We start from the raw sequence: 20,182 nt of genomic DNA on the forward strand, positions 1-20,182 counted from the left end.
CGACCGGCCTATTGGACCTTTGGCGTCATCTCGGCGGCGCGTCGAGCGGCGGCGGTCGTGGCGCGGGCGATGAGCTCGCCGAGGCCGCCAGGACCATCGAGAACGGCCAATGCGGCGGCGGTGGTGCCGGACGGGCTCGTCACCTGCGCCCGTAACTCGGCCAGGCTGGCTTCGCCGCGGGCGGCCAGGGCGCCCGCGCCGCTCAGGGTCACCCGGGCCAGACGTGCGGCGACGTCATCCGCAAGCCCGAGGGCGACCCCGGCCTGCGCCAGCTGCTCTCCCAGGCTGAAGACATAGGCCAGGCCGCTCCCCGAGATCGCGGTCGCGGCATCGAGCAGCGGCTCGTCGGCCAGCCACACGAACTCGCCGACGCAGGTGAACAGGCTCTCGCAGAGCCCGCGACGCCCCGCGTCGAGGCCGGGTTCGGCGACGGCCGCCGTCATGGCGGCGCCCGCGGACGCGGCGATATTGGGCATGGCCCGCACGACGCCGGGCTGCGCGGCGCCCAGGGCCCGGCGCAGGGCCGCGATCGGGACGCCGGCCGCGACGGAGACCACCAGGTCGCCCGGGCCCAGCCAAGGCGCGAGCCCGGCGATCGCGGCCTGCGCGTCCGCAGGCTTCACGGCGACGAGCACACAGAGCGGCTTCGGAACGGCCGCCAGGTCGTCCAGCCGATCGATGACGACGGCGCCCAGGGCCGCCAGCGCCGCGCGATCGGCGGACGGATCGATCACGAAGGCGGTCTCGCCGCGCGCCGTCCAGCCCGCCAGGAGCGCCTGGCCCATGCGCCCGCAGCCAATCAGGACACGGGAGCCGGGCATCGGTCAGCCGGCGTTCAGCGTCTGCCGCAGCCACTCCGAGCCGTCCTGCAGGGCGCGATCGGCGAGCTCCGAGATCGATACCGCCTCGAGGAAGCTGTGCGATGCGCCGCGATAGACCTCGGCCCGCACGGGCACGCCGGCGGCGCGCAGTCGGTCCGACATCGCGTAGCTCTGGCTGGAGAGCACGTCGCATTCAGGGATGGTCAGGAAGGCGGGCGGCAAGCCGCGCACATCGGCGGTGATGCTGCGCGCCAAGGGGCTGTTCCGATCGTCCGCCGAGGCCACGTAGTTGTTCCAGAAGTACTCGACCTCGTCGCTGGTCAGCATGTACTCCGGCCCGCCGAACCGCGCGTGGTCCGCCTCGCTGCAGACGTCGTCGAAGGCGGTGTAGTTCAGCAGCATGCCCTTCAGGAGATCGCCATCTCCCTCGTCGCGCAGCACCAGGGCGACGCCGACCGACAGGTTGCCGCCGGCGGAGTCGCCCCCAATGGCGATGCGGCCCGGGTCGACTCCGAGCTCGCGGCCCGCCTTGGCCAGCCAGCGCACGGCGTCGATCGACTGCTCCAGGGCCACGGGAAATTTGGCTTCCGGAGACAGGGCGTAGTCGACGCCCACCACCACCACGTCGGCGCGGGCCGCATATTCCCGCATCAGCCGGTCGTGGGTGTCGAGGCTGAACATGGTCCAGCCGCCGCCGTGCAGGTAGACCAGGGCCGGCTTGCCGGCCGTCTCCGACGGATCGTAGACGCGCAGCCGCACCTCTCCGTGGCGGGTCGGGGCGAACACCTCGGTCGTCCGGCGCATCGCCGGACCGCCCTGGCGCCAGGGCGCGCGGACCAGTTCGCAGATCCGGCGGATCTCGACCGGGGAGGGCGCGCCGTCGCCGGCGTGGCGGCGGAATTCGGCGCCGGTGGTCTGGATGAAGCGGCGGATCGCGGGGTCCAGGTCTTCCCCATGAAGGCTGGTGACGGAATCGGACATGGTCTCTCTGACACGCTGCGGAGATGCGGATCCGCTCAGGAATTGCGCAGGCCGGGCATGCATCCGAGGCGCCCGGCCGGTTGACGGCAACCTTAGTGGGAGGCTCGTGACGCGCTATCGATCACGGATCGTCGATCGTCTAGAATGGGCCACGTGAAGCGAAGCACGCATGGCAGCGACTATCAGCACGTGCCCCGTCCGGTGGCCGTGCTGGCCGACGAATATCCGCCGAACTTCATCGACCCGCCGCACAGTCACGAGCGGGCCCAGTTGCTGTATGCGAGCGCCGGCGTGGTCTCGGTCATCACCGACGAGGTCAGCTACACCGTCCCGCCCCAACGCGCCGTGTGGATGCCCAGCGGCGTCCGCCACGAAGTCCTGTGCCGCGGCCACGTGTCGGTCCGCACGCTCTACGTGGAGCCGGACGCGGCCCCGCACCTCCCCAGCCGCTGCCAGGTGCTGGAGGTCTCCAGCCTGCTGCGCGAGCTGATCCTCGAGGCCTCGACGCTGCCCGTCGAGTACGAGGAGGTCGGTCGCGAGGGCCGGATCATGCGCCTGATCCTGGACGAGATCGTCGCCTCGGCCACCCACACCACCATGGCCCTGCAGGTTCCCATGCCGCAGACCGCGCGCCTGGTGCAGATCTGCCGCTCGGTCATGCAGGAGCCGGGGGAAGACCAGGACATCGACACCTGGGCCAACGTCGCCGGCATGGGCCGACGGACCTTCACCCGCGCCTTCCGCCGTGAGACCGGCATGAGCTTCTCGGCCTGGCGCCAGCAGGCCCGGCTGGCGGAGGCGCTGTCCCGGCTGTCGCTGGGCCAGTCGGTGACGGTGGTGGCCTTCGACGTGGGCTACAACAGCGCCAGCGCGTTCACCGCCATGTTCCAGCGGGCGTTCGGCGTCGCGCCCAGCCGGTACTTCACCGACTCCTAGACACCCGAGGCGGCGAGGTCCGATCGGCCGCGGCTTGGCCCGTGCGCGAAGGATTCGGACCCGCCTTAAGCGGCGGGCCAAGTTCAGCCTGCCTTAGCATCCTCGAATGATCCCGTTGTCGCGACAGGCCGTCCTGGCGGCTCTCCGATCGACCCACAGGCGCCTCGGCCTCCTGCTGGCGGGGCTCTGGGCGCTGCAGGCGATCACCGGCGTGATGCTGGTCTTCCACTGGGAGATCGACGACTGGACGGTTGCGGGCCCCGCCCGCGCCCTGCAGCCCGCCGCATTCGAGCGCAGCCTGGTCGCGATCGAGGCGGCTCATCCGGGACGCAGCGTCTCCGCCGTCTACGGCAGCGCCGGCCGGCCGGACCGCTATGACGTCATCCTGGACGGAGCGGGGGGCCACAACGACGTGCTGCGGCTCGATGGAGGCGGCGAGGTCCTGCGGATGCGGCCGTCCAACTACGATCCGGTCCACATGGGCGTCTTCCAGGTCGCCACCTACCTGCATCAGACCCTGTTCGCTCATCAGCGCGGGACCTGGTTCATCGGCCTGAGCGGGCTGGTGCTGCTGATCGACGTGCTGATCGGCGTGAAGCTCGCCTGGCCGGTCGGCGGGCGGTGGGCGGCCGCGCTGCTGCCACGCCCGCGCGCCGACGCGCGGGCCATCGCCTTCGCCTGGCACCGCGCCGCCGGCCTGTGGCTGGCGCTGCCCGCCACCCTGCTGTTCGCGGCCGGCGTCCTGCTGGCCTTCGAAGATCCGCTGGCCGGCTGGTTCGACGACGCGCGGCCGCCGCCGACCGCGGCTTCGGCCGCGTCCGAGCCCGCCCTCGGGCCGGTCACCTTCGCCACCGCGGCGCACGTCGCATCGGCCCGCTATCCCGGCGCCGCGCTCTGGGCCGTGGAATGGCCCAAGGCCGACGCCCCCTGGTACAAGGTCGAGCTGCGGCAGGCCGGGGAGCCCCGCCGCGCGGCCGGCGTGACCTCGGTCTACGTGTCGAGCCGCAGCGGCCGCGTCCTGGCCGACTACGACGCCTTCAGGACGCCGCTGAAGACCCGCGTCTGGGACGCCCTCTACGCGGTGCACACCGGGGAGATCGCCGGCGTCGCCGGTCGCGTCCTGGCCCTCGTGGTCGGCGCCTCGCTGTTCTGCCTGACCCTGCTCGGCGTGACCCTTTGGTGGGTGCGCCGCCGGGGCCGCCCGAAACCTAGACTCGCAATGGAGCAAGCCCGATGAAGATGAAGCTGTCGGTCATGGCCCTTGGCCTGGCGCTGTTCGCCACCGGCGCTGTGGCCGCGCCGCCGCCCGAGCCCGGCGAGGTCGCCATCGAGATCTATCGGATCGCGCCGGGCCAGCAGGAGGCTTTCCTGAAGCTCACCGCCCTCTATGACGAGGCCAACCGCCAGGCCGGCCTGCCGCCGCGCCAACTGTACGTGCACGAGGACGGCGCCTCATGGGACTTCATCTTCATCCAGCCGCAACACAATCCGCCGGGCAAGTCGAAGCTGGTCGGCGAGGCCCTGGACCGCCTCAAGGCGCCGCGCGGGGCGAACTTCTTCCTTGAGACCCGCAAGTACATCGCCGAGCACACCGACACCGCGGCGATCGGGCCGACCACAGCGGCGGACTATCTCGCCACCGTCACCCACTGATCTGGGGCCGCAACCATGACCCCGGCTCCACGCGCACGAGGCCTTACCGCCCGCAAGACCGTCGCCGGCCTGCAGGCCGATGCGATGTCCCACGGCCTGAAGCGCACGCTCGGGCCCATCCAGCTGATGCTGCTGGGAGTGGGCTGCATCCTGGGCGCCGGGATCTACGTGATGACCGGGACGGCGGCGGCCAACTTCGCCGGCCCGGCGGTGGTGCTGTCGTTCATCATCGCCGGGGTCACCTGCGGCCTGACCGCGCTCTGCTACGCCGAGCTCGCCTCGGCCATGCCGGTGGCGGGCTCCTCCTATAGCTACTGCTACGCGGCCCTGGGCGAGGTGTTCGCCTGGATCCTCGGCTGGCTGCTGATGCTGGAGTACGGCCTGGCGGCCTCGACCCTGGCGGTGGGCTTTTCCGGCTACTTCGCCAGCCTCGCCCACGGCTTCGGCGTGGCGATCCCGGCCGCGCTGATCACGCCCACCATCCACGCCGCCGCCCAGGGCGCCGCCCATGCCGGCGCTACAGCCAATGTGGTGGCGGTGGGCGCGATCCTGGCGGTGACGGTGGTCCTCGTCCTCGGCGTCTCGGAGTCGGCGAGGGTCAACGCCGTGCTGGTGGCGGTGAAGCTGCTGGTGCTGGCGGCCTTTGTGGCGATGGGTGTCGGCGCGATCCAGCCGCACAACTGGACGCCCTTCATCCCGCCCAACGAGGGCGGCTTCGTCTACGGCTGGGCGGGCGTCTTCCGCGGCGCCTCGATCCTGTTCTTCGCCTATCTCGGGTTCGAGACCGTCTCGACGGCCGGATCGGAGACCCGCGACCCGCAGAAGGCCATGCCGATCGGCATCCTCGGCGCGCTGATCATCTGCACGATCGTCTATATCGTCGTGGCGGTGGTGCTGACCGGGGTGGTGCCGTTCCGCGAGCTCGGGGTGTCCGATCCCATCGCTATCGCCGCCGACCGGATGGGCCGGCCGCAGATGGCCATGCTGATCAAGCTCGGCGCCCTGGTGGGACTGGCCTCCGTCCTGCTGGTCAACGGCTACGGCCAGTCGCGCGTGGCTTTCGCCATGGCCCGCGACGGGCTGTTGCCGGGCCTGTTCGCCCGGCTGCACCGCCGGTTCAGGACCCCGCACCTGGCCATCGTGATCCTCGGCCTGGTCTCGGCGGTGTTGGCGGCGATGTTCCCGCTCGCCCTGCTGGCCGATCTGGTCAGCCTGGGCACCGCCCTGGCGTTTTCGATCGTCTGCATCAGCCTGATGTGGCTGCGCGCCACGCAGCCGGATCTGCCCCGACCGTTCCGCGTGCCGTTCGGCGGCATGAAGGTGGGACCGATCTGGATCGGCGTGATCCCGGTCGGGGCTCTGGTGATGTGCTGGGTGATGATCGTGCCGGTCAGCGTCGATCTGATCAGCAAGGCGGGCGCCGGCAACCCCGCGCCGATGATCTTCCTGGTCGTCTATGCTGCGGCCGGCGCGGCGGTCTATCTGCTCTACGGCCGGCGCAAGTCGCGGGTGCAGGGCGATCCGCTGGCGGCGACGCACGACCTGCTGAAGGAAGCCGGAGGCGCCTCGTGACCGCCGCAAGTTTCGCCGCGCGGTCCGACGAGGACGTCCGGCGGCTGTTGCTGGACCACCCGCTCGCCTGGGTGGTCACCGCCGACGCCACGACGCCGAGCGCCACCCTGCTGCCCATACGCCCGGTCTTCGGGCCGCAGGGCGAGGTGCGCGAACTGGTCGGCCACTTCGCCCGCTCGAACCCGCAGGTCGAAAGCCTGCGGCGCACCGGGCGCGCGCTCATCCTCTTCCTTGGCCCGCATGGCTATGTCTCACCGTCCTGGATGGCCGACCGCACCCAGGCGCCCACCTGGAACTACGCCGCCGCCCAGTACCTGACGGATCTCGTCTTCAACGAGACTCCCGAGGCGATCGAAGGCCTGCTTCGCGACCTGGTCGGGGCGATGGAGGCCGGTCGGCCCGCGGCCTGGAGCCTGGAGGACATGGGACCGCGCTACAAGTCGCTGTCGCGCGGCGTCATCGGCTTCCGGGCCAACGTGCTTTCGGCCAACGCCAGGTTCAAGCTGGGGCAGGACGAGCGGCCCGACGTCTTCGACGACATCCTGGCCGGTCTCGACCGGGCCGGCGGCGAGGACCTCACCCGCTGGATGCGGGACTTCGCTGCGCCGGGCGACCGGGATCCGGGCTGAGCCAGCGCCGGCCCAGGCGCCAAACAGCGTCGGCTCGATGACAGAAGCGGGGCGTGGCCTGATTGCGATGATTTCCGACCCTTGCGCTTATGCGGGTGCACGGACGTAGGCGCACTCTCCTGATGCCGACAACACCATCGCGGTCGGCCATCTTGGACGGGGGAATGTGATGCTTACGGTTGGACAACGGGTGCTCAAGCGCAGACATCTGCTGGTGGCCACCGCCGGCGCACTGGCGATTGCGGCCCCGGCCATGGCCCAGGAGACCCGCTCGAGCGTGGTCGAGGAGCTGGTGGTCACCGCGCCGAACTACGTCGCCACCACCAACGTCGCGGCCACCAAGGTGGCGATCCCGCTGATCGAGACGCCGCAGTCGATCTCCGTGGTGACCCGCGACCAGATCGACCTGTTGAACCTGCAGAACCTGCAGCAGGTGGTCCGCTACACCTCCGGCGTGGTCGGCGAGAACTTCGGCTCCGACGAGCGCTACGACTGGCTGACGCTGCGCGGCTTCAACCCGGTGGAGTACATCGACGGCCTGCAGGCGCCGGTCGGCTCGGTCTCCAACGTCGGCCTGGACCTGTGGGGCGCCCAGTCGGTGGAGATCCTCAAGGGACCCTCCGGCGTCCTCTACGGCCAGACCCCGCCCGGCGGGCTGGTGAACATCACCATGCGGCGGCCCCAGGCGGACTTCAGCGCCGAAGCCCAGGCCCAGTACGGCAGCTACGAGGACAAGCAGGTCGCCGGCGACATCACCGGTACGCTGATGAACGGCGTCGAGGGGCGGCTGACCGGCCTGTGGCGCGACCGCCAGACCCAGACCGATTTCGTCAAGTCGAAGCGGACCTTCATCGCCCCGGCCGTCACCTTTCACATGGCGCCGGACACCGACATGACCCTGCTGGCCTACTACCAGAAGGACCGGGTGAGCGGCGACGGCGGCGGGTTCCTGCCGACGCAGGGCACCCTGCTGCCCAACCCCAACGTCCACCTGGGCTCCAGCTTCAACGCCGGCGAGCCGACCTACAACGTGTTCCGCCGCGAACAGTACGGGATCGGCTACGAGTTCAACCACACCTTCAACAGCGCCCTCAGCTTCCACCAGAACGCCAAGTACTCGACCAGCCAGAGCTACAGCCAGTCGGTCTATGGCGCGGGCATCGAGACGGACCTGCGGACGCTTGACCGCTACAACTTCGTCTTCCCGGAAAACATCAAGCAGTTCGCGGTGGACTCCCGCCTCGAAGCCCACGGCTCCACGGGCGCGATCGAGCACGTCGCCCTGCTGGGGGTGGACTACCGCAACCTCACCAACCGGTCCGACTTCGGGTTCGCCTTCGGCCCGACCCTCGACCTCGTCAACCCGGTCTATGGCGTGCCGGTGACGAGGCCGGCGCTCTTCCCCTACCTGCGCCAGCGCCAGCAGCAGACCGGCATCTACGCTCAGGACGAGATGAAGCTCGATCACTGGCGCCTGACGCTCAGCGCGCGCCAGGACTGGCTCGACACCAGGAACAGCGGCGTCAGCGTCTCCGACCAGGCGACGACCTACCGGGTCGGCGTCAACTACGTCTTCGACTCCGGCCTGGCGCCCTACGCGTCCTACTCGACCTCGTTCCTTCCGGTCTCCGGCGCCGATTTCAACGGCAACCCCTTCGTGCCCAGCACCGGCAAGCAGGTCGAGGTCGGGGTGAAGTTCGAGCCGCGCAACCTGCCGCGGGACGTGAAGATCTTCACCTCGGCGGCGGTCTACGACCTGACCCAGCAGCATGTGATCACCCAGGATCCGAACCCCAGCCACGCCTTCTTCTCGATCCAGACCGGCGAGGTGCAGGTGAAGGGGGTCGAGCTGGAGGGCATCGCCCGCATCCACGAGCGGCTCAGCCTGAACGGCGACTACAGCTACACGGACTCCGAGGTCACCAAGTCCAACGGCCCCGACCTGCACAAGCAGCTGCCCATCGTGCCCCGGCACAAGGCGTCGCTGTTCGCCGACTACACCCAGCAGACCGGCCCCCTGGCGGGCCTGGGCGGCGGCGTGGGCGTGCGCTATCAGAGCGCGTTCTATGGCGACCCCGCCAACACCCTGCAAAGCCGCTCCCAGGTGTTGGTGGACGCGCTCCTGCACTACAACATCCAGGAGTGGAAGGTTTCACTCAACGCGAGCAATCTCCTGGACAAGAACTACGTCCAGCACTGCGCCGCGGTGAGCCAATGCTTCTACGGCGCGCGGCGCATCCTGTTCGTGACCATTGGCCGGAAGTGGTGAGGATCGACCTTCGGCGGTGACGGACTAGTCGGGTCCAAGGATAGAGGCGGGGCGACCGGATGAGAGGTGCAGGCTTGGGGAGGCGCGCGCTCGTCCTGCTGGCCGCCGCCTGCCTTGCCGGCTGCGCCGCCGGGCCGCGGCCCGGCCAGGCGAAGGCCGCGCCTGCGCCCAGGCCGCCGCTGGCCTTCGCCCAGGACCCCTATCCGTCCACCTATCGGCCGTTGCCGAGGACCGACACCCTGATCCGCCACGTCACCGTGCTGGATGGAGCGGGGCGGCGGTTTGAGGACGCCGATGTCCTGCTGACGGACGGCAAGGTCGCCGCGGTGGGAGCCAACGTCACGGCGTCCGCCGGCGCGGTGGTGCTGGACGGGCATGGCCGCTGGGTGACGCCGGGCGTGATCGACATCCACACGCACAACGGCGACTTTCCGGCGCCGTTCACCTCGCTGCAGCTCGAACATTCCGACGTCAGCGAGATCAGCGATCCGAACACCGCCAACGTCTGGGCCGAGCACTCCATCCTGACCCAGGACCCGGCCTTCTCCCGCGCCCTGGCCGGCGGGGTGACCACCTTGCAGGTGCTGCCCGGGTCGGACCCCCTGTTCGGCGGCCGCAGCGTGGTGCTGAAGAACGTCCCCGCCGCCACCGTCCAGGCGATGAAGTTCCCGGGCGCCCAGCAGGGCCTGAAGATGGCCTGCGGCGAGAACCCCGAATACTATTTCGGCGACAAGGGGCGGTTCCCGTCGAGCCGGATGGGCAATTTCGCCGGCTATCGCGAGGCCTGGATCAAGGCTGCCGCCTACAAGCGCAAATGGGAGGCCTGGCAGCGGGGCGAGGCCAAGGACCCGCCGGACCGCGACCTGAAGCTCGACACCCTGGCGGCGGTGCTCAACGGCGACATCCGGGTGCAGATGCACTGCTACCGGGCCGAGGAGATGGCCTACGTCATCGATCTGTCCAAGGAGTTCGGCTACCACGTGGCGGCCTTCCACCACGCCGCCGAGGCCTACAAGATCCCCGACCTGCTGGCTAAGGAAGGCATCTGCGCCGTCGTCTGGTCGGACTGGTGGGGCTACAAGGTGGAGGCCTTCGACGGCATCCGCGAGAATGCGGCCTTCGTCGACGCGGCCGGCGCGTGCGTGACCATGCACTCGGACTCCAACATCGTCGGGCAGCGGCTGACGGTGGAAGCCGGCAAGGCGGCGGCGGCGGGCCGGCGGGCCGGGCTGACGATCACCCCGGAGCACGCCATCCAGTGGGTGACGCTCAATCCCGCCAAGGCCATGGGCCTGGACCGCCAGATCGGCTCGCTGGAGACCGGCAAGAACGCCGACCTGGTGATCTGGTCCGGAGACCCCTTCTCGATCTACAGCCACGCCGACCAGGTGTTCATCGACGGCGCCCTGGTGTTCGACCGCTTCGACCCGCGCCGCCAGCCGGTGTCCGACTTCGAGCTCGGCCGGCCCAGCTCCGGACGGCGGCCATGAGGCGGATCGCAGCGCTTTGCGCGATGGCGGCGGGCCTGCTGGCGGCGAGCGCGTCGCAGGCTCAGACGCCCGACCCCACGACCATCGCCGTGGTCGGGGCGAAGCTCTACGCCATGGACGGCCGCGGCGCGGTCGACAACGCCACCATCGTCGTCCGCGACGGCAAGATCGCCGCCGTCGGACCCGGGCTGGCCGCGCCGGCCGGCGCCCGGGTGATCGACGCCAAGGGGCGGATCGTCACGCCCGGCTTGATGAACGCCGGCACGCAGCTTGGCCTGGTGGAGATCAACTCCGTCCCCGACACCGCCGACCAGAGCGTCAGCTCCGGGCCGCTGGGGGCGGCCTTCGACGTGGAATACGCCCTCAATCCGAATTCGGTGCTGCTGCCGCGCGCCCGCGCCGACGGCCTGACGCGGGTGGGGAGCTATCCCGGCGGCTCGGCCAGCGCGCCCTTCGCAGGCGCCGCGGCGGCGCTGCGGCTCTCGGAGGGCGCGGACATCCTCGACCGCCCCAGGGCCGCCATGATGATCAACATCGGCGGCATGGCGGCGGTCCGGACCGGCGGCTCGCGCAGCGCGGCCTGGATCCTGCTGCGCAACGCCCTGACCGAGGCCCGGCGGTTTCCCCGGCTCTCCGCCCACCCGGGCCCGCGCGACCAGTTGCTCAACCATCTGGACGCCGAGGCGCTGCAGCCGGTGCTGGCCGGGCGGATGCCGCTCGGCATCGTCACCGCCCGCGAATCCGACCTGCGCCAGGCGATCCGGCTGGCTGAGGACTATCATGTGAAGGTGGTGATCTTTGGCGGGGCCGAGGCCTGGCGGGTCGCGGACCTGCTGGCGTCCCATCGCATCCCCGTGGTCATCAATCCATTCGACGACCTGCCCTGGACCTTCGACGAGATCGGGGCGCGGCTGGACAACGCCGCGATCCTGCAGCGGGCCGGGGTCACCGTGGCCTTCTCGGTGCCCGGGATCGAATTCAACCACAACGCCGGCACCGGCGTGCGCGAAGCCGCAGGCCTGGCGGTGGCCAACGGCCTGCCCTGGATCGAGGCGCTGAAGGCGCTGACGGTCAATCCCGCGGCCATCTGGGGCGTCGGCGACCACTACGGCGCACTGACTGCGGGTAAGGACGCCGACCTGGTGATCTGGGACGGCGATCCGCTGGAGCCGTCCAGCGCGCCCACGACGGTCCTCGTGCGCGGCCGACCGGTGTCGCTGATCACCCGGCAGGACGAGCTCGCCCGCCGCTATGCCCCCGCCCGGCGCGCCGACCCGTGGCCCGCCGGCTACCGCTGACGCAGATGAGGCCGGGCAAGCCTCCGAAGGCGTCACCTGCGGCGCGCGGCCTCGCCGCCGCGGTGAGCTGCGTCGCGATCTGGGGGGCCGCGGGCGTCCACGCGCAGACGCCGCCGCCGGCCCCGGTCGCCGCAGCCGCCGGCCTGCCCCTGCAGCCCGCCCGCCACATCGCCTTCGACACCGACGAGGGCGCCTGGCTCTCGCTCACGGTCTCGCCGGATGGCCACACCATCGTCTTCGACCTGTTGGGCGATCTCTACGCCCTGGATGGCCAGGGCGGGACGGCGCGGCCGCTGACCCGGGGCATGGCCTTCGACTCGCAGCCGGCCTTCTCGCCGGATGGCGCGAAGATCGCCTTCGTCAGCGACCGCTCGGGGGCCGAGAACCTGTGGGTCGCCAACGCCGACGGTTCGGACGCGCGGCAGGTGACCCGCAACGACAGCGTCCACGAATATGTCTCGCCGGCGTGGTCCGCCGACGGTCGCAGCCTGTTCGCGTCGCTCTACCGGTCCGACCTGAACGCCATCGAGCTGTGGCGCTATCCGGTTGAGGACGGCGGTCCGGGGCAGGAGTTGACCGGCGGCAAGTTCAGCGCCCTGGGCGCGGCGCCGTCCCGCGACGGTCGGTTCGTCTACTATGCGGCCCACGTCGGCAAGGTGTTCGAGGACGACGTCACCCTGCCGCTGTGGTCGATCGATCGCCTGGACCTGAGCACCGGGCAGGAGGAGACGATCGTCACCAACCAGGGCAGCGCCATGCGCCCGGTGCTGTCGCCGGACGGCCGTGCGCTGGTCTACGCCGTGCGCGCGCAGGGCCAGACGGCGCTCCGCATCCGCACCCTCGACGGCGGCGCGGACCGCGCCCTGGTCCAGCCGATCCAGCGCGACGTCCAGGAGGCGCTGCCCACCCGCGACCTCGTGCCGGGCTACGCCTTCACGCCCGACGGACAGGCGCTGTTGGCCAACATCGGCGGCCGCATCCAGCGGATCGAGGTCGCGACCGGGGCGACCTCAACGACGCCGTTCAACGCCCACGTGGCGCTCGATCTCGGCCCGCTGCTGCGGCAGGCGCTGAAGGCGGAGACCGGTCCGGTGCGGGCGCGGTTGATCCAGGGCCCCGTCCAGTCGCCGGACGGCGGCCGCATCGCCTTCTCGGCCCTCGGCCGGATCTACGTCATGGACCTGAAGGGCGGCGCGCCGCGGCCGGTGACGGGCGCGGCCGAGCGCGCCTTCCAGCCGGCCTGGTCGCCGGACGGCCGGACCCTGGCCTACGTGACCTGGGCCTCGCCGCAAGGCGGCCAGCTGTGGGTCGCGCCCGCCGACGGCCGCGGACCGGCGCGGCGGATGGACGCCGTGGACGCCTACTACACGGACCCGGCCTTCACACCAGATGGGCGCAGCCTGATGGCGCTGCGGTCCAGCGCCTATGAGCGCATGCACACCCTGCAGGAGCCGCTGTGGACGGGCCGCGCGTTCGGGCCGCTCCGGCAGGCGGACCTGATCGCCGTACCGCTCCAGGGCGGCGCGGCGAAAGTCGTCGCCACCGGCCAGATGAGCGGGACGCCGCAGTTCACCCGGGACCCCGCGCGCGTGTTCATCGTCTCCGACCAGGGCCTCGACTCCATCGGCCTGGACGGGGCGGACCGACAGACGGTGCTCTCCGCCACCGGGCCGGGATTCTATTTCCAGTCCACCGACGTTCCGGCCGACGACATCATGATCAGTCCGGACGGCCGGTGGGCGCTGATCCAGATCGCCCAGCAGCTGCAGCTGGTCGGCGTTCCCGCCCCGGGCGACGCCGCGACGCCGATCGACCTCAACCGGCCCCGCACGCCGCACCGCAAGCTGACCAGCGTCGGCGCGGACTTCTTCGGCTGGGCGGACGGCGGGCGGACGATCACCTGGGCGGTGGGCTCGACCTTCTACCGTCGGCCGCTGTCCGGCGTCGTGCTCGACCCGCCGGATACGCCGGTCGACCAGGGCGACCGGCCGATGCCGGGGAAGGGGAGCGTGGAAGCCTTCCGGGCGAGCGTCGAGGTCCCGCGGGATCGGGGTCCGGCCCCGGTCGTGCTGAGAGGCGCCACCGCCGTCACCATGAAGGGCGACGAGGTGATCGCCGACGCCGACATCGTGGTGCGCGACGGCCGCATCGCCGCCATCGGGCCGCGCGGGCAGGTGAGCCTGCCGGCGGGCGCGGCCATCGAGGATCTCGGCGGCCGCTTCGTCACGCCCGGCTTCATCGACGTGCACGACCACTTCGGCGAGATCCGGCGCGGCGTCCTGGATTTCGACGACTGGGGCTTCAAGGCGACGCTCGCCTACGGCGTCACCACCGCCCTGGACCCCTCCACCCTGTCGATCGACATGCTGGCCTACCAAGACCTGATCGAGGCGGGCCAGGTCGTGGCGCCGCGGCTCTACTCCACCGCCACGGCGGTCTTCTCCTACAACCGCTTCACCTCGCTGCAGCAGGTCGAGGACGTGGTCTCGCGCTATGTCGAGCACTACCGGACGCGCAACCTCAAGGAGTACCGGACTGGCCCGCGGCGGGTGCGCCAGTGGGTCGCCATGGCGGCGCGCGACCAGGGATCGATGCCCACCACCGAGGGCGCCCTGGACATGAAGCTCGACCTGACCCAGATCCTCGACGGCTTCTCCGGCAACGAGCACACGCTGGCCGCCGTGCCCCTCTATCGCGACGTGGTCGAGCTCCTGGCGCGCTCGGGAACGAGCTACGACGTGACGATGGAGATCTCGCACGGCGGGCCGCCGGCGGGAGAGGGCTTCATCGCCGCGACGCGGCCCTATGACGATCCCAAGGTGGCCGCCTTCTACCCTCGCTTCGTGCGGGACAAGCTGTTCACCCGCGTCCACTGGGTCGACCCGCGGGAGGAGATCTATCCGCAGGTCGCCGCCTCGGCCGGCGCGGTCCAGCGGGCGGGCGGGGTCGTGGGGATCGGCAGCCACGGCAACTACCCGGGCATCGGCTATCACTGGGAGCTGTTCGCCATGGCCTCGGGCGGCCTGACCCCTCGCGAGGTCCTGCGCGCGGCCACCGTCGGATCGGCGCAGACCATCGGACGGGCGGGCGAGCTCGGCAGCCTCGAGCCGGGAAAGTTCGCCGACCTCCTTGTCTTCGCCCGCGACCCGCTGGCCGACATCAAGAACGTCGGCTCGCTCCAGCAGGTGATGAAGAACGGTCGCCTCTACGATGCCGCCGACCTGAAGGTGATCTCGCCGGTCGCGCCGCGGCGCGCAGATGTGAGCGTCCGCGTTGGGCGGGCGAGCCATGAGCGGGAGAAGCCGACCCGCTGAAGGTCGGGCCCGGTTCCGAATGCCTAGAGGTAAAGAGCCGAAGCTTACCGGCTGGTCGGCGCCGACGGTGATTGGAGGTCCCGGACCGCGCCGCGTGCGGCGCTGGTGGTGAAGGCCGCGTAGGCGCGCAAGGCTGACGACACCTTCCTGTCGCGCCCGACCGGCTTCCAGGCTTCGGAACCTCGCGCCGACATGGCCGCGCGCCGTTCCGCCAGATCCGCCGCCGGGACCTTCAGTTCGATCGAACGGCCGGGGATATCGATCTCGATCCGATCGCCGTCTTCGATCAACCCGATCACGCCGCCCTCCGCCGCCTCGGGCGAAACGTGGCCGATCGACAGGCCGGAGGTGCCGCCGGAGAACCGGCCGTCGGTGATCAGGGCGCAGGCCTTCCCGAGGCCCTTCGATTTCAGGTAGCTGGTCGGATACAGCATCTCCTGCATGCCCGGGCCGCCGCGCGGTCCCTCGTAGCGGATCACGACGACGTCGCCCGCCGCGATCTTGCCGGTCAGGATGGCGCTGACGGCGGCGTCCTGGCTTTCGAACACCCGCGCCGGGCCGGAGAAGACGAGGATGCTGTCGTCCACGCCCGCCGTCTTCACGATGCAGCCCTCCTCGGCGAGATTGCCCTTCAGAACCGCCAGGCCGCCGTCCTTCGAGAAGGCGTGCTCGGCGCTGCGGATGACCCCGGATTCGCGGTCCAGATCGAGGTCCGCCCAGCGGCGGCTCTGGCTGAAGGCGACCTGGGTCGGCACGCCGCCGGGCGCCGCCTTGTAGAAGGTGTGGACGGTCTCGCTGGCGGTGCGGACGATATCCCAGCGGTCGAGGGCCTCTGCGAGGCTCGGGCTGTGCACCGTGGGCGTGTCGGTGTTGAGAAGGCCCGCGCGGTCCAGCTCGCCGAGGATCGCCATCACCCCGCCGGCGCGGTGGACGTCCTCCATGTGCACGTCCGACTTGGCCGGCGCGACTTTCGACAGGCACGGCACCCGACGCGACAGGCGGTCGATGTCTTCCATGGTGAAATCGACTTCCGCCTCATGCGCCGCCGCCAGGAGGTGCAGGACGGTGTTGGTGGAGCCGCCCATGGCGATGTCGAGGCTCATGGCGTTCTCGAACGCCGCGAAGTTCGCCACCGACCGCGGCAGGAGGCTCGTATCCTCCTGCTCGTAATACCTGCGGGTGATGTCGACGATCAGGTGTCCGGCTTCGAGGAACAGGCGCTCGCGGTCGGCGTGGGTCGCGAGGACCGAGCCGTTGCCGGGAAGCGACAGGCCGAGCGCTTCGGTCAGGCAGTTCATCGAATTGGCGGTGAACATGCCCGAGCACGAGCCGCAGGTCGGGCAGGCGGACCGCTCGATGGCGGCCACCTCGGCGTCGCTGACGGATTCGTCGGCCGCGGCGACCATGGCGTCCACGAGGTCGAGGGCGACCTCCTTGCCCCGGAGGACGACCTTGCCGGCTTCCATCGGGCCGCCGGAGACGAACACCGTCGGGATGTTCAGCCGCAGCGACGCCATCAGCATGCCGGGCGTGATCTTGTCGCAGTTGGAGATGCAGACCAGGGCGTCAACGCAGTGCGCATTGGCCATGTACTCGACGCTGTCGGCGATCAGTTCGCGCGACGGCAGGCTGTAGAGCATGCCGTCGTGGCCCATGGCGATGCCGTCGTCGACGGCGATCGTGTTGAACTCCTTGGCCACGCCGCCGGCGCGCTCGATCTCCCGCGCCACCAGTTGCCCGAGGTCCTTCAGATGCACGTGCCCCGGGACGAACTGGGTGAAGGAGTTCACGACCGCGATGATCGGCTTGCCGAAATCCGCGTCCTTCATCCCCGTCGCGCGCCAAAGGCCGCGGGCGCCCGCCATGTTGCGGCCGTGGGTCGAGGTGCGGGAGCGATAGGCGGGCATGACGGCGTCCTTGATGATCCGCCCCCGAATAGCTTCACCGCTCCTACGGCAGAAATATACTTTTCGAGTGGTTTTAGGTCGCTGTACATATGAGCGATGGATGTACGCCAGCTTCGACAGTTCGCCGCGGTGGCGGAGACGCTGCATTTCGGACGCGCGGCGGCGCGGCTGAACATGACCCAGCCGCCGCTCAGCCAGTCGATCATGGCGCTGGAGCGTGAGCTTGGCGCGCCGCTCTTCGTCCGCACCAAGCGCAGCGTCGCGCTGACCCCCTTCGGCGGACAGTGGCTGGTCCACGTTCGCGCGGTGCTCGGCGACGTGGCTGCGTTGCCTGACATCGCCAAACGGCTGCGTGATGGCGAGGCGGGGCAGCTGGAGCTGTCGTTCGTCAGCACCGCGGACTACAGCGTCCTGCCGAGGCTCGTACGGCGGTACGCCTCCCTCTACCCCGCCGTCCAGATCGCCCTGAGGGAGGCCACCAGCGAGGTGCAGATCGCGGCCTTGCTGGAGGGCGCGGGGCATGCCGGCATCATCATCCCGCCGGCCAGCGGCGCCCTGCCGGCGGCGCTCAGCTATCGCTGTCTCCTGTCGGAGCAGCTCGTCGCCGCCGTGCCGGAAAGCTGGCTTGAAGACGGACGCCTGCCCCTCCATTCCGGACGCCTGAACCCAGCCGCCGTGGTCCAGGCGCCGCTGATCATCTTCCCGAGGCGTGCGGCCCCCGCCTTCCACGATCTGATCACGGGCTACTTCACGACCCACGGCGGAACGGCGCGTATCGTTCAGGAGGCCCTCCAGATGCAGACGATCATCAGCCTGGTCTCCGCCGAGATGGGCGTCGCGCTTGTGCCCGCCTCGTTGCGCAACCTCGCGCGCACGGGCGTCCGATACGTTGATCTGGCCGGGGAGGTCCCGTCGCTGGAGACGGGCGTCGTCTGGCGCCAGGATGACCTGACCCCGACGTTGAACCGCTTTCTACAGGTCGCGTTCGAAGGACTCGGCGGCGTCTGATCCCATCGACCCGGCCCGACGAAGCAGGACGGCGATCGACTTGTAGGACGGCGTGCCGCTCCGCGCGTCATAGTCGGCGAGCGAGACGAGGACGTTGGCCTCCGGATAGTAGGCCGCCAGCGATCCGCGGGCGATGTCGTGGGCGACCACGATGAGCCCGCCGTAGATCCGGCTGGGCGCCGGCCGGCCGTCGTCGAAGACCGCTTCCAGCTCGACCGGATCGCCGTGCTTCAGGCCGCGCTCGGCGAGGTCCTGCGCATTGGCGAACACCACGTCGCGGCGGCCGGAGATTCCGCGATAGCGATCGTCGAGTCCGTAGATCGTGGTGTTGAACTGGTCGTGGCTGCGGATGGTGGTGAGCGTCAGGACGCCGTCGCCGGCCACCGCGGGATCCTCGTTCAGGCCTGGCGCGATCAGGAAATTCGCCTTGCCGGTCGATGTGCGCCACTCGCGCTCCGAAGCCGCGACGTGCAGGCGGAAGCCGCCGGGCGTCCTGATCCGCTCGTTGAAGTCGGCGAAATCCGGAAACACCGCCTCGATCTTGTCGCGGATGCGGGAATAGTCGGCGACCAGCCAGGCCCAGTCGACCTTGCTGTCGGGCAGCGCCGCCTGCGCGAGGCCGGCGACGATCGCGGGCTCCGAAAGCAGGTGTTCGGAGGCCGGCTTGAGGCCGCCGCGGGAGGCGTGGACCACGGACATCGAGTCCTCCACCGTCACCGACTGCCGGCCCTCCGCCTGCATGTCCATTTCGGTTCGCCCGAGGCAGGGCAGGATGAACGACTGCTTCGCCAGCAGAAGGTGGGAGCGGTTGAGCTTGGTGGCGACGTGGACCGCCAGGTCCAGCCGTCGCAGGCCGGCGAACACCACCGCCGGGTCGGACATGGCCACGGCCAGATTGCCGCCCAGGCAGACCAGCGCCTTGGCGCGGCCTTCGCAGATCGCCTGCACGGCCTCCACCGCGTTGTGTCCCTTGGCCCTGGGCGGCTCGAAGCCGAACACCGCCTGCAGGCGGTCGAGGAACGCGGGCGTGGGGATCTCGGTGATGCCGACCGTGCGGTCGCCCTGCACGTTGGAGTGGCCGCGCAAGGGGCAGATCCCGGCGCCCTCGCGACCGATGTTGCCGCGCAGGAGCAGCAGGTTGGCGATCTGCTGCACGTTGGAGACGCCGTGCCGGTGCTGGGTGACGCCCATGCCGTAGCAGACGATCACCCGGTCCGCCTTCGCATAGACGTCCGCCGCGGCCTCGATGTCCGCGCGGGATAGTCCCGACCTGGCCTCGATGGCCGGCCAGGACGTGGCGTCGAGGTCGGCGAGCAGTGGCTCGAGGCCCAGGGTGTGCTCGGCGATGAAGGCGTGGTCGAGGACCCCTTCGCGGCCGGCGGCGAGAGCGGCGGCGTCGGCCGCCGCCAGCGCCTTCATCATGCCCTTCAGGACGGCGACGTCGCCGCCGACCTTCAGCTGATAGTAGGCCGAGGCGATCGGGGTCGAGCCCAGCGTCGCCATCTCGATCGGATCCTGCGGGGCGGCGAAACGCTCGAGCCCGCGCTCCCGCAGCGGATTGAAGACGACGATCGGAACGCCCCGCTTCGAGGCGGCGCGAAGCGTGGTCAGCATCCGGGGATGGTTCGTTCCCGGGTTGTGGCCGATGCAGAAAATGGCGTCGCAGCGGTCGAAGTCCTCAAGGGTGACCGTGCCCTTGCCGACGCCGATCGACTCCGGCAGCCCGACGCTGCTCGCCTCGTGGCACATGTTGGAGCAATCGGGGAAGTTGTTGGTGCCGAACTCGCGCGCCAGCAACTGGTAGAGAAAGGCCGCCTCGTTCGAGGTGCGGCCGGAGGTGTAGAATTCCGCCAGGTTCGGGTCGGGAAGGCTGCGCAGGGCCTCGCCGATGCGGCGGAAGGCCTCGTCCCAGGCGATCGGCGCAAAGCGGTCGGTCTGTGCGTCGTAGGCCAGGGGATGGGTCAGCCGGCCCTCGCTCTCGAGCGCGAAGTCCGACCAGGTCCACAGGTCGGAGACCGGGTGCTCGGCGAAGAACTCCGGGGTGGCGCGCTTGGAGGTCGCCTCCCATGAAACGGCCTTCGCGCCGTTCTCGCAGAACTCGAACGACGAGGTGTGCTTCGGGTCCGGCCAGGCGCAGCCAGGGCAGTCGAAGCCTTGCGGCTGGTTCACCCGCAGCAGGGCGCGGGCGTCCGACGCGACGGCCATCTGGCCCCTCAGCGCCTTTGCGACGGCGTGCAAGGCGCCCCAGCCACCGGCCGGCCCGCCATAGGGACCTACGCCTGGAACATCATCTTTCGCCATCTG

General features: G+C 70.4%; 14 protein-coding genes. 10 read left to right on the top strand and 4 right to left on the bottom strand.

What is annotated here, in order from left to right:
* Nucleotides 1-8: 8 nt before the first annotated feature.
* Both proC and DJ021_RS10570 read right to left on the bottom strand, forming a co-directional pair.
* A complete protein-coding gene (gene proC, locus DJ021_RS10565; protein WP_111457504.1) occupies nt 9-821 on the bottom strand; it encodes a pyrroline-5-carboxylate reductase in 813 nt (270 codons plus the stop codon).
* Nucleotides 822-824: 3 nt separating this feature from the next.
* On the bottom strand, nt 825-1,802 hold the full coding sequence (locus tag DJ021_RS10570; RefSeq protein ID WP_111457505.1) for an alpha/beta hydrolase fold domain-containing protein: 978 nt from the start codon (nt 1,800-1,802) through the stop codon (nt 825-827).
* A gap of 153 nt (nt 1,803-1,955) precedes the next feature.
* On the opposite strand from DJ021_RS10570, the gene DJ021_RS10575 reads away from it, so the two are divergent.
* From DJ021_RS10575 to DJ021_RS10615, 9 genes are all read left to right on the top strand, one after another.
* A complete protein-coding gene (locus DJ021_RS10575; protein ID WP_207801810.1) occupies nt 1,956-2,738 on the top strand; it encodes an AraC family transcriptional regulator in 783 nt (260 codons plus the stop codon).
* Between the two features lie 115 nt (nt 2,739-2,853).
* A complete protein-coding gene (locus tag DJ021_RS10580) occupies nt 2,854-3,975 on the top strand; it encodes a PepSY-associated TM helix domain-containing protein (protein WP_207801811.1) in 1,122 nt (373 codons plus the stop codon).
* Nucleotides 3,972-4,391, top strand: coding sequence for a hypothetical protein (locus DJ021_RS10585; protein WP_111457508.1), 420 nt, complete (start codon nt 3,972-3,974; stop codon nt 4,389-4,391). Before DJ021_RS10580 ends, DJ021_RS10585 begins: the two co-directional genes overlap by 4 nt.
* A 15-nt stretch (nt 4,392-4,406) precedes the next feature.
* Nucleotides 4,407-5,963, top strand: a complete 1,557-nt coding sequence (locus tag DJ021_RS10590) for an amino acid permease (protein ID WP_111457509.1) — start codon at nt 4,407-4,409, stop codon at nt 5,961-5,963.
* Entirely contained in the window at nt 5,960-6,592 is a 633-nt protein-coding gene (locus DJ021_RS10595) for an FMN-binding negative transcriptional regulator (protein WP_111457510.1), read from the top strand. The genes DJ021_RS10590 and DJ021_RS10595 overlap by 4 nt, the downstream gene beginning before the upstream one ends.
* A gap of 169 nt (nt 6,593-6,761) precedes the next feature.
* Complete coding sequence (locus DJ021_RS10600) at nt 6,762-8,861, top strand: TonB-dependent siderophore receptor (protein WP_111457511.1); 2,100 nt, start codon at nt 6,762-6,764, stop codon at nt 8,859-8,861.
* A gap of 74 nt (nt 8,862-8,935) precedes the next feature.
* Entirely contained in the window at nt 8,936-10,351 is a 1,416-nt protein-coding gene (locus DJ021_RS10605) for an amidohydrolase (RefSeq protein WP_243625953.1), read from the top strand.
* A complete protein-coding gene (locus DJ021_RS10610; RefSeq protein ID WP_111457513.1) occupies nt 10,348-11,649 on the top strand; it encodes an amidohydrolase family protein in 1,302 nt (433 codons plus the stop codon). Before DJ021_RS10605 ends, DJ021_RS10610 begins: the two co-directional genes overlap by 4 nt.
* 5 nt (nt 11,650-11,654) lie before the next feature.
* Nucleotides 11,655-14,963, top strand: a complete 3,309-nt coding sequence (locus DJ021_RS10615) for an amidohydrolase family protein (RefSeq protein WP_133254986.1) — start codon at nt 11,655-11,657, stop codon at nt 14,961-14,963.
* Nucleotides 14,964-15,007: 44 nt separating this feature from the next.
* Here the strand turns inward: DJ021_RS10615 and ilvD are convergent, their stop codons facing one another.
* Nucleotides 15,008-16,870 carry a dihydroxy-acid dehydratase gene (gene ilvD / locus DJ021_RS10620; protein WP_111457515.1) on the bottom strand — a complete coding sequence of 621 codons (1,863 nt, stop codon included), beginning with the start codon at nt 16,868-16,870 and terminating at the stop codon, nt 15,008-15,010.
* A gap of 96 nt (nt 16,871-16,966) precedes the next feature.
* On the opposite strand from ilvD, the gene DJ021_RS10625 reads away from it, so the two are divergent.
* Nucleotides 16,967-17,878 (top strand): LysR family transcriptional regulator, encoded by a 912-nt coding sequence (locus DJ021_RS10625; RefSeq protein ID WP_111457516.1) that lies wholly within the window; start codon nt 16,967-16,969, stop codon nt 17,876-17,878.
* Here DJ021_RS10625 and DJ021_RS10630 read toward each other — a convergent pair.
* On the bottom strand, nt 17,843-20,179 hold the full coding sequence (locus DJ021_RS10630) for an FdhF/YdeP family oxidoreductase (protein WP_111457517.1): 2,337 nt from the start codon (nt 20,177-20,179) through the stop codon (nt 17,843-17,845). The genes DJ021_RS10625 and DJ021_RS10630 overlap by 36 nt on opposite strands.
* Nucleotides 20,180-20,182: the final 3 nt, after the last annotated feature.

This window comes from Phenylobacterium hankyongense (assembly GCF_003254505.1).
Taxonomy (GTDB): domain Bacteria; phylum Pseudomonadota; class Alphaproteobacteria; order Caulobacterales; family Caulobacteraceae; genus Phenylobacterium; species Phenylobacterium hankyongense.